This window comes from Halobacteriovorax marinus SJ, assembly GCF_000210915.2.
GTDB lineage: Bacteria > Bdellovibrionota > Bacteriovoracia > Bacteriovoracales > Bacteriovoracaceae > Halobacteriovorax > Halobacteriovorax marinus.
In genome coordinates, this window is record NC_016620.1 from 219,965 (window position 1) to 233,215 (window position 13,251).

The following is a 13,251-nucleotide window of genomic DNA, read 5'->3' on the forward strand; positions in this document are numbered from 1 at the left end:
AAAAATAGGTTTACGTATGAAAAAAATAGTTCTTCTTTTACTGACAATTCTAACAGTTAATACTTTTGCAAATGACTATAAAATCTTTGATCCAAAGAGAGATTCAATATGGCTTCCATACACATATGTAATCAATGGAACATTTGATGTAATACAAAACCCATACTGGTTCTCTCAGGATGATTACTCAAAAAAGATGACTGAAGCTTGGAATAGAGTACGAGAGCCAGATAGAAATATAAAAAGAGATGGTGGCTATAAGAAGTTAATTCAGGATGAAGTCTTCTCATCTCGAGTGGTTCCAAATATTGGCCTTCACTTCATTGGGGGATCGTACGATACTGTCCATCTAAGAGAATATTTTGAACACCATGGCTATCCAATGCCAGATGTTTGGGCCTTCCTATTTACTTATGCCGCACATATGGGAAATGAAGCTCTTGAAACTAGCCATCATGAAATTTCAAGTCATGACCATATTGCAGATTTATATATTTTTGACTTGGCCGCTTTCATCATGTCTTACAATGAAAGTTATATGAACTTTCTTTTGGATGACATGGAGGTGAAGGCTTGGCACTTTCAACCTATATGGTCTCTTAAGTCTGATGATTTCTTTAATGCAGGTTTGAGTTACGTGACAAGACCTAAATTCCTACAGTTTAACGATGGAAAGATGAAGCCATTTATTTACTTTGGAATGCAAAATATTGCGGGATTAAGTTACCTGTACCAAGAAGATAGAGTGGTTTCTCTCGGTGGCGGGATGTCTCTAACTGATCCTCTTGAGCAAAAAGGACGTTTTGTTGTTTCTATTTTTCATGAAAGTAATGGAGAGTTAGACGGTTCACTTTTTATAAATGGTAGTGAAGACATGAGTTGGAGATTAAACCTCTATCCCAATTTATTAAAGTATAAAGATGTGGACCCTGGTTTTATTATCGGAAATAAAAGAGGTGGTGGAATAAGTCTAGGACTCACCGTAAATATGCCATTTGGTCTTGGTACTGATCACTTATAATGTTACGTTAAATAACTCTGCCTTGTATTCTTTTGGATCATGGTAAATCGAAAAACCAAAACGAAGTCTATTCTTTCTAGAGTCCGTGAGCACTCCATTTAGACTCAACTTTTCTTTCAGAGATTCTACTAGACTCGCACTTTCTAATTCAAACGTGAGAAAGTGCCCATGATCTCTTTCTTCACTGTATAAGAGGTTTTCTCTATTCAAGTGAGAATGATTTAAACCATCTACCATTTTCAAAAACTCTCTTTGACAGTTTTGAACATGAGTGTGAATAAGCTCTGAATTTATTTCTTCATTCTTATATAAATTTAAAACAGATTCCATTCTATAGAGAGATGTAAAATCAAGTGTGGAGCCAGCGAAACGAAGTCCATTTGTAGGGTAGCCAACTTGGCTCTCATCGATATTATCAAGTGTCGAAAGCTCTGCAAACCAGCCCGTATTGAGAGGACGAAGTTTACAGCTCTTTGGGATAGTCATAAAGCAACTTCCTTCACCTGAGCCAACATATTTATATCCACCAGCAATATAGAAAATTTTATCTCCAATTCTACTTAGGTCAATAGGAAGGGCCATGAAAGCGTGATAGCCATCAACTATAATAAACTTATTATTTTCTTCGATCTTATTTACAAATTCTGTTAGTCCATTAATAGCGTAGCCGCTATTAAAGAAAACATGAGAAGTAAAAACTAGATCAAAACCTTTATGTGATTCTTTGGTGAATCTCTCTTCAAAGGTATCAATCGGTTCAAGAGGGATTATTGTTGCTTCAATAGTGTTTTCTTCAATGAGTCTATTGAGCTGCCTTGAGAATGAATAAAATTCAGAATCTGTTGTAAGGAGTTTAATTTTACCGCTAAATGAGCTCATCACCCTTGTTACGAGTTCATGAGTATTGGGAGCAAAACATATATCTTCAGCTCTATCGAAATTTAAAACTTCACTAATAAGGTTTTGAACATTTGGAATTCGCTTAGAGAAAATCTCTCCCCACTTGTCGTCAACAAGCCTTGAAGAGTCATCCCAATAATTTAGTTGTGCTTCTCTAGTACAGTCCGGCCAATAGTGATGACTGTGGCACGCGAAGTGTAGTTTTCCTGAGTTATTGTTAATAAATGTAGAAAATAATTTCTGAAATCTATTCATTAAAGTGAAATCCTAAGTTCTTCTTTATGTCTTCTGGTAATGTTGGCAATTTTGATCTTGGAATCAGGAAAGTTGAAAGATTGAATAGGTCTAAATAGACTCGATTATTTTCAGCCGCCATCTTGAGGTAGTGGTGACCTGAAGACCCACCTGTACCAATTTTTGTTCCGAGCATCCTCTGTGCCATTATGGCGTGTCTATATCTCCACGTTGTGAAAAGTTCATCCATATCCATTAACGTTGTTAGGAAGCGGTAAGGAAGGTGAAGAATAGGTTCGTCTCTATAGAGTAAAATGAAGAGAGCATTGAGGGTTGCTTCACGTGAAAGGGTTCGCTTTCCAATTTTTCGAAGCTGCTCATGTCTCTTATCGTCAAGAAGAGAAGCAAAGGTTTCTCTTGTTGCATTTAAATTTTCAAGCTGTATTGCCATACTTCTCGAATCGAGAGTGGCCTGGTTTTCATGAATAATTTTTTCATCATCATCTAAGATGATATTAATTTGTTTTTCATATTCACTCCAAAAATCAAAATCTTTATTTTTGGTAAAAGGGATTCTCTCTAGCCATGCTTGCGTTAGCTCTAAGATTGAAGGAGAGGATTCTACTTTTAGAATACGCTCTTTGTCCTCATCATTCAGTCGGCCAAGAAAATACTCTCTATCAACTTCTTTTCTATTATTAGTTTTTAATCCCATAAGAACTTCAATTTCTCTAAATTGAACACTTTGAAATCCTGACGCAGGAACGAGAAGGTCTCTAAACTCTAAGAAGTCCATCGGAGTCATCGTTTCCATAACAGAGAGTTGATCGACTAAGAGCCCTTGGATTTTTGTAATCCTCTCTAATCTTGCAACGACTGTTGTTAGATCTTTTTCTTGAACAGTCTTTCCAGAGAACATTTCTACGATAGATTTTAACTCGTGAATAATCTGTTTGAACCATAATTCATAAACTTGATGAACAATAATAAATAAAGTTTCATCATGGGCTTCGTTATTTTCAAGCTCTAGTGACTTGGGGAGTTGGGTGTCTAATAACTTATTAAGTTGTAAATATTCTCCGTAGTACACAGGGTCGTGAATTTTCTTTTTCATAGATAAGTCCTCATTTTTTTAAGACTATCGAAAATCACAGAAATTGAAAATATATATCAATGCAACTTTGCTAGAGTTTGACGAACTTTGATTGCTCAATGGCAATAGATTTGATAACTCTAGCTCACACCATAATTGCGGAGTCTAGATGTTAGCGAGTGATCGTCATCCTAAATATAGGAAACTCTTAAGTATTTGTATTTTCACGATTTTCTTTCTTATTTTAGTGGGAGGATTGGTACGAAGTACAGGTTCAGGTCTTGGTTGTCCGGACTGGCCAAAGTGCTTTGGACAATATATTCCCCCGACTCATATTTCTGAATTACCACTCGACTATAAAGAGAAATATAAAATTGCAGGTAAAGTCATTGCGGACTTCAACCCTGTTAAAACGTGGATTGAATATATAAATCGCCTTGTGGGTGCAACTACAGGAATTTTAGTTTTTCTCCTCGCTTTAGCTTCTTCAAGTTATAAAAATGAAGATAAACCTATTATTTATCTCTCTTGGGCGACAGTTTTTGCAGTAGGGTTTAATGGCTGGTTAGGTTCGGTTGTTGTATCTACTCACTTAAAGCCAGTTATCATTACACTTCACATGCTTGCTGCAGTCTTTACAGTTTTCCTATTACTTGAGGCGAGAGTTCGCTCAGACGAAAATAATCTTATTTTTCATTTAGACAAGCAATTGGCCGGCCCACTCAAAAAGATTCTCATTGTGTTGATTCTTCTTACCTTTGGGCAAATTGTTTTGGGAACACAGGTGAGAGAAGAAATAGACCATCTATCACATGATGGAGTTCTTCGAGAGCTATGGATTTCAAAGCTTGGGCTTGAGTACTTAGTTCACAGATCCTATTCAATATTACTCGTTTTAATTCACGGTTATTTATATTTTAAAGTCTCGAAGCTTAATGCTACTCACTCTAGGATCATTGGTTGGACAAAAGTCACTTGTGCCATTGTTGGAGTTAATATTTTATCGGGAATTGCGCTTGCTTATGGGAGTGTGCCTCCTGCTGTGCAACCAGTTCATTTATTATTTGGATTGATGCTGTCTTGTTCTCAGTATTTTTTATTCACCCTGGTAACTAAGTCCTCTGCCCTTGAAGTGTAGGGATATTGAGAGTATATAAACTTAATAATGCACATTTTAATAAATCTCACAATATTTCTTACCTACGTTCTTATTGTTCTTGGGGGAGTTGTTCACAACACTGGTGCGGGGCTGAGCTGTCCCGACTGGCCACTCTGTTATGGAAAACTAATTGAAACTTCTTCGGGTCAAGGAGCACTTCTAGAGCAATTACATAGGTCATTGGCCAGCCTTATAGGGATTCTCTCTATTTGGATTTTTGTCTTAGGAAGAAAGTATAAAGAGAGCTCTCCTAAGTTTTATAAGTATACGCTAGGGTGTTTCCTGCTGGTTGCCTTTCAAGGTGCGCTTGGGGCCTCAACATTCTTTTATAAATTACCTACATTAATCTCAACTACACACCTTTGTATTAGTTTAATTTTCTTCTGCTCATTGCAGTCGATGTACTACGAGTATCAGTCAAAAATTAAGCAGAGAAGATTTTCTCTTAACAGGGGGTCTTTAGAGAAACTACTAGATCCTTCTTTGAAGAATGGTGTATTTTACTCACTCTTGGCCGTATCAATACAGGCGTTCTTAGGAGCAGTTCTCAGACATAGTGGTGCTGGAAAAATATGTGGAAGTGGAGAGTTCTTTTTTCAATGTGCTCATCAGGCCACTGGCGAAATTTTGTATTGGTCTAGCATTTCAAAAGTTCAGCTCAATTTAGCCCATAAATACTTTTCAATTATTACTTTCTTAGTGGTGATGTGGAATTGCTCACGCGTGCTTGTTTCAAGTTTTCGATTTAGAAGTATTTCAAAGGGCTTTACATATAAACTCGCTGCTGGAGTTGTGGCAGTTATTTTTCTTATCTTGGCCCAAGCAATCTCAGGTTCATTTGTTGCAAAGACAAGTGTGAGCGTAATACCAACGACTTTGCACTTGGCCTTAGCAACTCTCTTAATTTATGGTCTTTGGAATCTTCGCAATCTACTTCGCTATACGGAGGAAGAGATTCTTGGAGAGGTCAGACATACTTTTGTAAGTGATGTTTTAGAAATTACTAAATTGAGACTTGGTATTTTAGTCGTTATCACAATTGCTGTTGGCCTTTTTGCGGCACCAGGTGGAATTAATTTCTTTTCAGCTCTATTTGCACTCATCTTGATGACTATGGTTGTGTGTGGGTCAACTACATTGAACTGCTATATTGAACGAGACGTAGATGCTTTAATGGAGCGTACACGTAATAGGGCACTTCCCTCTGGAAGAATGAAGCCAGCAACAGCTCTTGTTATCGGTTATGGACTTATTTGTGTGGCCCTTCCGTTAATTGTTATTTTTGTAAATTGGACAACAATGATCTTATCGCTAATAGCGGCCGTTCTTTATTTGTATGCTTATACTCCAATGAAGTTGAAGAGTGAGTTGGCTCTATTTGTCGGAGCAATTCCTGGTGCAATTCCGCCAGTGATGGGTTGGACTACGGTAACCGGCAAAATTGATGCTATGGCGATCATCCTTTTTTCAATTCTTTTTATTTGGCAGATTCCACATTTTTTGGCGATAGCAATTTATTACTCCAAAGATTATGACGCGGGTAGTATCAAGGTTTATCCAAATAAAACCGGCTTCGCAAAATCTAAACGAGATATCTTTATTTATACTATTGTATTAGTACTAACTTCGTTAGCCCCCTATTTAATAGGCTATGCGAGCCTTGGCTATTTAAATACAGCTTTAGTTTTGGGTATTTTATTTATAGTTTTATCTATTTTAGGATTTTTTAAAGAGTCAGATTTGCAGGTAGATCGTTGGGCAAGGCAGTATTTTTTAGCGTCAATCATTTATCTACCAATTCTTTTATCATCTTTGATTTTCTTTAGCTGAAATCTGTAGTAGAAGAATCTAGAAATATCATACTTTTATATATAGAATATAGTGACTTAGATCTCTAATTTAATAATTTTAACTTCATAGTTTATTGAAGGGTTTTATCTATGACTGTTTTATCTGCTGCAGTTTCTACAACTGCAAAAACTTGGACTCTTTGGGAGAGAATGCAAACTCCTGAAGACATTTCAGTTAATGGGCATCTTATTGATTGGCTTTTTAACTACACAACTTACCTGAACTTATTCTTTTTCTTCTTAGTATGTGCAGGTCTTTTTGGTTTCTCTTACCTCTATAGTGCTAAGAGAAATAAGAAAGCATACTACACTTATGGGAATAAGAAAGTTCACATCATCGTTCTGACTGTAATTGGTCTATCGGTATTCTTAGGAATCGATATGAACATTACAAGAATTTCTAATGATGACTACGTAAACGTATTTGCGAAGTGGCCAACAGAAGATGAGAAACCTCTTCGCGTAGAAGTGATGGCTCAGCAGTGGGCTTGGCACTTTAGATATGCAGGTAGAGACGGAGTTTTCAACACAGAAGACGATGTTGTACAGCTTAATGACTTAAGACTCCCTGTTGGAAGAAAAGTTATTTTCCAAGTTGTTTCTAAAGACGTTATTCACTCTCTTTACTTCCCGAATACGAGAAGAAAAGTTGATGCAATACCTGGTCGTATTACAAGGCTATGGTTCGAGTTAACTAAAGATGGTTACTACAATATCGCGTGTGCGGAAATGTGTGGAACTTATCACTATAGAATGAAAGCTTATATGACTTCATATACTCAAGAAAACTTTGAGGAGTGGATGAAAGAAGCAGAAGACAAAGCAATTGCCCAGAACGATCGTGAAAATGCTGATCTGTACTGGGGATGGCCTTGGACTTGGTAAAATTTAACGAATTAGTTATTAAGGAGATATAGAGCAATGGCTTTTTACGAACAACATATCCATGATGCTCCAAAAACTTTTCTGTCGAAGTATATTTTTTCTTACGACCATAAAGTGATTGGAAAACAATTTCTTTGGTATGGAATCTTATTCCTAGGAATCGGTGGGATGATGGCCCTTATGATTCGTTGGACACTAGCGTTTCCAGGTCAAGCATTTCCTGTAATTGGAAATTTCCTCTTCCCTTCAACTGGGGGAGTCGTTCCACCTGATACTTATGCAATGTTATTTACAATGCACGGAACGATTATGATCTTCTATGCGATCACGCCAATTTTAATTGGGGCTTTCGGGAATTATCTAATCCCGTTAATGATCGGTGCTAGAGATATGGCATTTCCACTATTAAATATGCTCTCATTTCACATTGCTGTGATTTCAGGGGTACTTTTATTGGCCGGTCTATTTACGCCACTAGGTGCTGCAGCTGGGGGATGGACATCCTATCCAACGCTCTCGACACTTATTGGATCGCCGGGAGTGGGACAAACTCTGTGGACCTTGGCGATTTTCGTTCTTGGTATCTCATCAACAATGGGTGCAATCAACTACATTACAACAATCATTACGCTAAGAGCTCCGGGAATGGGATACTTTGATATGCCACTTTCTGTATGGGGACTTGGTTTAACAGCAATTCTAAACGCTATCTTCCTTCCAGTTTTAGGAGCAGGTTGTTTACTACTTGTATTCGATAGAGTTTTTGGAACAGCTTTCTTCCTAGCTGGAGCTGCTGCAACATCTGGAACAGGTGATCCAATTTTATTCCAACACGTATTTTGGATCTTTGGTCACCCTGAAGTTTATATCCTTATTCTTCCAGCATGGGGTATCGTTTCAGACCTTCTTTCATTCTTTGCAAGAAAGCCAGCGTTTGGTGCTAAAGCTACAGCTTTATCAATGACTACAATTACAATTCTTTCAACAATTGTTTACGGTCACCACATGTATACAACTCAGATGTCACCACTTCTTACTCAGTCGTTTATGACTCTGACAATGACGATTTCAATTCCATCTGCAATCTTCTTTGCGAACTGGCTTGGAACAATTTGGAAAGGTTCGATTCGTTTCCATTCTCCAATGCTATTTTCTTTAGGAGTTGTATTTGTATTCGGTCTTGGTGGATTAACAGGGCTATACTTAGCAACAGTTACTACAGACCTTTACCTACACGATACTTACTTTGTAGTTGGACACTTCCACTACACAATGGCCGCTTCAGTTCTTCTTGGTGGTTTTGCTGCAACTTATTTCTGGATGCCAAAAATGTTTGGAACAATGATGAATGAGTTTTGGGCAAAGGTTCACTTTTGGATCACTATGCTAGGTCTAAACGGAATCTTCATGGGAATGATGATTGTAGGTTATGCAGGTATGCACAGAAGACTATACAATCCATTTGTCTATGAATTCATGGAAAGAATGATTCCAATTAATACTTTCGTTACTTGGTCAGCAATCACAATGGGACTTGCGCAATTTATTTTTGTTGCAAACTTTGTTCACGCTGTTTTCTTCAAGAAAGAAAAAGCAAGTGCAAACCCTTGGGAAGTTGGGACTCTGGAGTGGACTATTCCTTCTCCGTCACCTCACTACAACTTTAAAGAAATTCCAGTTGTAAAGTGTGGACCACATGAATTTGGAAACCCTAATCTAACAGGTGATAGAGATTTCCAATTCCAAACGGAAGAGCTTGCTTAATTAAATGAATACTGTAGCGACGAATCCTACATTGACAAAAGAAAGGCTTGGAAGACAGTTAACGTCTTCCATAGCAATGACTGTAATCTTAGTTACATTTTCAATGTTATTCGCATCGCTACTTCTGGGCTTTACTGTTTTCAGATTAACTTCTGACGTATGGCCACCAATGGGATTTGAAAGAGTGGATCTCTTTCTTCCAACGATAAGTACAATTGTTATCGCTCTTAGCAGTTTTACTTTTTGGAAGTATGAAAAACTCTTTTTACAAGAGAACTCAGAAAAAAAGCTGTGGCTTTCTTTCACTGTACTCCTTGGATTCTCATTTATGGTTGCACAAATGTTACTTTGGAGCGACCTACATTCTAAAGGAATTTATGTTCAGGATGGAATCTTTCCTTCGATCATTTTTTCTTTTACTTGGACCCATGCTGCTCATGTTGTTGTTGCCTGGTTCCTATTATTTTATTTGGTACCAACACTGAAAGAAAGTGCTTCTGTTGAAACTTTAGAGAATAGAGTTTTTAACATTGGAAAGTTTTGGCACTTCTTAGGTGTTGTTTGGTTAATTATGTATATAACGATTTTTTTATTTTAGAGGAATGACATGAAGAATATGGCTAAGCTTACTTTAACTCTTCTTATCCTTGGTGCTTTTACTTCTTGTAGTGAAAGTCACTTTCGTGAAGACAAAATCTTCGCTGGTGGTAAGTACGTAACAGCTAAGACTTTAAACAAGGGAAAGCAGATCTATACTGAGTACTGTATGCCTTGTCACGGAGTTAAGGGTGATGGAAAAGGTGTAGCTGCTAAAGGAATGAAGGTTCCACCAAGAGATTTTACAAAAGGTATCTTTAAATTTGGTCACGTACTATCTGGAGAGTTACCACACGATAAAGATCTTTTCGAGATTTTAGCTAAAGGTCTTCACGGGACAGCGATGCTTCCTTGGGATCTAAAAGATGATCAAGCAGATGCTGTTGTTCAATATATTAAGACATTTGCTCCTGAAGTTTGGGAAGGTAAAGATAAAGAACTTGGCGCTCATGTTGAACTTATTAACGATCCTTATGGGTTAGCGCACAGATCAGCAGCCATTGAAAAAGGTAGAGCGATTTACCACGGAGAAGCGAACTGCCAATCATGTCACAGAGCTTATATTGGTGTTGAAGCTCTTGGAAAGATCACAGGAGAAAGTCCAAGAGAAATTGACATGGAAGTTTATCAGCAAAAACCTCAAGAAACAGAATGGGGATTCCAAAATATCCCACCTGATTTTACTTGGGACGTTGTTAGAAGTGCTGTAACAACAGAAGAGCTCGCTCGTAGAATTGCATACGGAATTGGTGGTACATCAATGCCAGCATGGAAAGATACAATTACTGACGACCAGATCTGGGCCGTTGCTTACTATGTAAAAAGTCTAATGGAGATGAAAGACTCTCAATTAAGAAAAGACCTAATGAATGCTATAAAAGCTGAAAATAGCAAGTACGGAAAATAGACTTATGACTACTGTAGTAGGTTATGTAAGAAGAAATACTTTTTTTGAAAAGCTTGTGGCCAGCAAGCTTTTTTGGTTTCTTTTTATCGCCTTTACTTTTTCATACCCTATCTACAAATCAATCAATAGGGAACTTCCACCACCTCTTCCAAAACTTTATAAAGTTCCAGAGTACACACTACTCAATAGCTTTAATAAACCATTTGGAAGTAAAGACCTTAACGGAAAAATTTATATTGCAGGATTTGCATTTACTAGTTGTCCGACGACTTGTCCTGCTTTAATGGAAAAAATGGATCAAATCCAAAAGCGAGTCAGAGGGTTAGGAACAAATATTGCTCTAGTAACTTTCACTGTTGATCCGGAATACGATACGCCTGAAGTCCTTTTTAAGTTCGCTCGAAAGAGACATGCTAATCCTTACGTGTGGAGCTTTGTAACTGGAACTGAAGAGCAATTATCAAAAACAATAATAGATGGCTTTAAAGTCCCAATGGGCAAGCGTGAGCCTATAACAGGTAATGTTGACGGAGAAGAAGTTTCACTGATTGATATTGCCCATAGTGAGAAGTTTGTTTTGGTAGATTGGAACGGTTACGTTCGCAAATACTACGAGACAGATAAGCACAGTATTAATCAGATGATGATTGATGTTGGCCTACTTGCTAATAGTAACGAAAATAAATAAGGAGAAATATAATGTCTGAAGTTCATCACCATAGCCACAAGAAGTTGTATATAATTATTTTCTTCGCTCTAGCGATCTTAACAGTTGTTGAAATTATCATTCCAGAACTTGATATAGCTTATTACTTAAAAGCATCTTCACTTGTTGGACTTGCTCTTGGAAAAGCTTTCTTAGTTGCATACTTCTATATGCACTTAAATGAAGAAACAAAGTGGATGAAATGGATCGCAGCAGTTCCTTTATCAGCATTTTTATATGCAGCTGTTTTGATTGCAGAATCAATGTTTAGATAAATTAAAATACATTTAAAAAAAAGAGAAAGCTCCCAGAAAGGGAGCTTTTTTTATGTCTATTTGTATTGTGCTTCTTTCATTAAACGCTTGGCACTTTCTATTAAATTACCAATTGTCCCAACATTTGTACTGTCTACATTGAAGCTTCCAAAGTCTTGAAGTTGAGCAGAGATCTGTGCTTTTGGATTAACAGGATACTGGTTAAAAGCATTAGCAACAGGAGCCTGAACTTCTGCTGAAGAAAGGTACTCTAGAAGCATTGTTGCTTCTTTTAATTTTGTAGAATGCTTAACAATTCCGATTCCAACTCCATTCACATGTGCATTTGAACTTCCTTGATTTGCAAAGAATGGTCTTACAGGATAGTCAGGGTTTTCTTCAATGAATGGAACAAGATAATAAGAATTAACTAAAGCAACATCACACTTTCCGGCAGCAATCGCACGAATCATATCACGATCACTTGATGTAACTTCCATTGATAAATTTCTTACCCATCCTTTGAAGATTTCAAGTGCTTTTTCTTCACCATTGTGAGCAACAACAGATGCCGCGAGAGACTGAGTATAAGAGCTTCCTGAAGTTCTTACACATAATCTACCTTGCCACTTTTTACTTGCAAGTTGAGAGTAAGTAGAAAGCTCGCTTCGTGAAACAGTATTCTTGTTATACATGATAAGTCTTGATCTATAAAAAATTGTGAACCAATTCTTATTCGTTTCAATGAAGTTTGCAGGAACATTTTTTTCAACAAGCTTAGAGTTGAAAGGTTGGTAAATTCCTTCGTTAGTTGCAAGCGTATGATAAGCAAGATCTTTGTCTAAGTGAAGATCTGCTTCAGTGTTCACGCCTTCTTCTTTAATTCTTTTAATAAGATCTTTACTCTTTCCACTTACAACTTTGATTTCAATACCAGTTCTTTCTGTGAATGGTTTAAAAACAGCTTGTAGTTGGTCACCTGGGTAAACAGAGTAGATCGTTAAAGATTTAGCTGCGAATACATTTGTACTAAAAAGTACAAAAGCTAATAGAAAAGTTTTTAATGTCATGTTCATTCTTTGCTCCATAGTTGTAAATTTGTTTAGAGCTATATATGAAATGAATGTTTGGGTTGTCAAACAAAAGCGACAGGCTTAAGTAAGTATGAATAATTTCTGCTACTTAAGCCTTGGTGAAGTTATAATTGAAGTGAGATAGTTATGATCGTATCGTTAAGATTAATCTTATCTAATACATCTAAACCATCAACTACTTGACCAAACACTGTATAGTTTGAATCTAAATGAGTTAGCGTTGTTAAAGCTATATAGAACTGTGAATCGGCACTATCAATGTCTTCTGGCTTACGGGCCATTGCAACTGTTCCCTTGATATGTTGAAGTTTATTAAATTCAGCCTTAAGTTTTACTCCACTTCCACCGTTACCTGTACCTGTAGGATCTCCAGCTTGAATTAAAAATTTAGGATGTACTCGATGGAACTTTAGCCCGTCGTAGAAGCCCTCTTGAACCAATTGAAGAAAGCGAGTTACGGTGTTTGGTGCATCTTTTGGATAGAGTTTTATAACAATATTTCCCTTGGCCGTTTTTAAGATAACAGATTCGGCGGAAAGCCCGCTATCACTGACTTTAAGGTCGCTTGCAGTAATGCTTTTTGTAGCATTTATTTCGTTAGGAATGACTTGTTTTTTCTTTTCACTACATGAATTGAAAAAGATAAGGGCGAGAATTGGGAGAATTTTGATAATTTTCATAAAACCTACAGTTTTTTAAATGTTTTTTATAGTAAATAGTAGTGCTGACTAATGGCTCCTATAATTAGGGGCTTAAGTCAATAAAATCACACAATAGAATTATGGAA

The 13,251-nt window shown here is 37.0% G+C and carries 13 protein-coding genes; 9 read left to right on the forward strand and 4 right to left on the reverse strand.

The annotated features are described in order from the left end of the window. Nucleotides 1–16 precede the first annotated feature (16 nt). Nucleotides 17–1,021 carry a hypothetical protein gene (locus BMS_RS01045; RefSeq protein ID WP_014242935.1) on the forward strand — a complete coding sequence of 335 codons (1,005 nt, stop codon included), beginning with the start codon at nt 17–19 and terminating at the stop codon, nt 1,019–1,021. On the opposite strand, the gene BMS_RS01050 is transcribed toward BMS_RS01045, so the two are convergent. Next, entirely contained in the window at nt 1,016–2,176 is a 1,161-nt protein-coding gene (locus BMS_RS01050) for an aminotransferase class V-fold PLP-dependent enzyme (protein ID WP_014242936.1), read from the reverse strand. The genes BMS_RS01045 and BMS_RS01050 overlap by 6 nt on opposite strands. Then, entirely contained in the window at nt 2,169–3,269 is a 1,101-nt protein-coding gene (locus tag BMS_RS01055; RefSeq protein ID WP_014242937.1) for a tryptophan 2,3-dioxygenase family protein, read from the reverse strand. The genes BMS_RS01050 and BMS_RS01055 overlap by 8 nt, the downstream gene beginning before the upstream one ends. Nucleotides 3,270–3,417: 148 nt before the next feature. Between BMS_RS01055 and BMS_RS01060 the strand changes: the two genes are divergently transcribed. From BMS_RS01060 to BMS_RS01095, 8 genes are all read left to right on the forward strand, one after another. Beyond that, on the forward strand, nt 3,418–4,386 hold the full coding sequence (locus BMS_RS01060) for a COX15/CtaA family protein (RefSeq protein WP_014242938.1): 969 nt from the start codon (nt 3,418–3,420) through the stop codon (nt 4,384–4,386). Nucleotides 4,387–4,413: 27 nt separating this feature from the next. Beyond that, complete coding sequence (gene cyoE / locus BMS_RS17465) at nt 4,414–6,237, forward strand: heme o synthase (RefSeq protein ID WP_014242939.1); 1,824 nt, start codon at nt 4,414–4,416, stop codon at nt 6,235–6,237. Between the two features lie 110 nt (nt 6,238–6,347). After that, a complete protein-coding gene (locus tag BMS_RS01070) occupies nt 6,348–7,142 on the forward strand; it encodes a cytochrome c oxidase subunit II (protein ID WP_014242940.1) in 795 nt (264 codons plus the stop codon). A gap of 36 nt (nt 7,143–7,178) precedes the next feature. Continuing rightward, nucleotides 7,179–8,906: a cytochrome c oxidase subunit I gene (locus tag BMS_RS01075; RefSeq protein WP_014242941.1), complete on the forward strand. Its 1,728-nt coding sequence runs from the start codon at nt 7,179–7,181 to the stop codon at nt 8,904–8,906. Nucleotides 8,907–8,910: 4 nt separating this feature from the next. Further along, nucleotides 8,911–9,504 carry a cytochrome c oxidase subunit 3 gene (locus BMS_RS01080; RefSeq protein WP_014242942.1) on the forward strand — a complete coding sequence of 198 codons (594 nt, stop codon included), beginning with the start codon at nt 8,911–8,913 and terminating at the stop codon, nt 9,502–9,504. Between the two features lie 9 nt (nt 9,505–9,513). Next, nucleotides 9,514–10,410 (forward strand): c-type cytochrome, encoded by an 897-nt coding sequence (locus BMS_RS01085; RefSeq protein ID WP_014242943.1) that lies wholly within the window; start codon nt 9,514–9,516, stop codon nt 10,408–10,410. A 4-nt stretch (nt 10,411–10,414) separates the two neighbouring features. Then, nucleotides 10,415–11,098, forward strand: a complete 684-nt coding sequence (locus tag BMS_RS01090) for an SCO family protein (protein ID WP_014242944.1) — start codon at nt 10,415–10,417, stop codon at nt 11,096–11,098. 11 nt (nt 11,099–11,109) lie between these two features. Beyond that, the gene (locus BMS_RS01095; RefSeq protein WP_014242945.1) at nt 11,110–11,391 is read left to right on the forward strand and encodes a cytochrome C oxidase subunit IV family protein; all 282 of its coding nucleotides are present in this window, start codon (nt 11,110–11,112) and stop codon (nt 11,389–11,391) included. 56 nt (nt 11,392–11,447) lie between these two features. Here the strand turns inward: BMS_RS01095 and BMS_RS01100 are convergent, their stop codons facing one another. Both BMS_RS01100 and BMS_RS01105 read right to left on the reverse strand, forming a co-directional pair. Next, nucleotides 11,448–12,446 (reverse strand): extracellular solute-binding protein, encoded by a 999-nt coding sequence (locus BMS_RS01100; RefSeq protein ID WP_014242946.1) that lies wholly within the window; start codon nt 12,444–12,446, stop codon nt 11,448–11,450. A 122-nt stretch (nt 12,447–12,568) separates the two neighbouring features. After that, nucleotides 12,569–13,144, reverse strand: coding sequence for a peptidylprolyl isomerase (locus BMS_RS01105; RefSeq protein ID WP_014242947.1), 576 nt, complete (start codon nt 13,142–13,144; stop codon nt 12,569–12,571). Between the last annotated feature and the right edge of the window lie 107 nt (nt 13,145–13,251).

Coding starts and splice junctions, on each gene's coding strand:
- BMS_RS01070 (WP_014242940.1), top strand. CDS start 6,348: ATGACTGTTTTATCTGCTGCAGTTTCTACAACTGCAAAAACTTGGACT.
- BMS_RS01095 (WP_014242945.1), top strand. CDS start 11,110: ATGTCTGAAGTTCATCACCATAGCCACAAGAAGTTGTATATAATTATT.
- BMS_RS01090 (WP_014242944.1), top strand. CDS start 10,415: ATGACTACTGTAGTAGGTTATGTAAGAAGAAATACTTTTTTTGAAAAG.
- BMS_RS01080 (WP_014242942.1), top strand. CDS start 8,911: ATGAATACTGTAGCGACGAATCCTACATTGACAAAAGAAAGGCTTGGA.
- BMS_RS01075 (WP_014242941.1), top strand. CDS start 7,179: ATGGCTTTTTACGAACAACATATCCATGATGCTCCAAAAACTTTTCTG.
- cyoE (WP_014242939.1), top strand. CDS start 4,414: ATGCACATTTTAATAAATCTCACAATATTTCTTACCTACGTTCTTATT.
- BMS_RS01105 (WP_014242947.1), bottom strand. CDS start 13,144: ATGAAAATTATCAAAATTCTCCCAATTCTCGCCCTTATCTTTTTCAAT.
- BMS_RS01050 (WP_014242936.1), bottom strand. CDS start 2,176: ATGAATAGATTTCAGAAATTATTTTCTACATTTATTAACAATAACTCA.
- BMS_RS01045 (WP_014242935.1), top strand. CDS start 17: ATGAAAAAAATAGTTCTTCTTTTACTGACAATTCTAACAGTTAATACT.
- BMS_RS01085 (WP_014242943.1), top strand. CDS start 9,514: ATGAAGAATATGGCTAAGCTTACTTTAACTCTTCTTATCCTTGGTGCT.
- BMS_RS01060 (WP_014242938.1), top strand. CDS start 3,418: ATGTTAGCGAGTGATCGTCATCCTAAATATAGGAAACTCTTAAGTATT.
- BMS_RS01055 (WP_014242937.1), bottom strand. CDS start 3,269: ATGAAAAAGAAAATTCACGACCCTGTGTACTACGGAGAATATTTACAA.
- BMS_RS01100 (WP_014242946.1), bottom strand. CDS start 12,446: ATGAACATGACATTAAAAACTTTTCTATTAGCTTTTGTACTTTTTAGT.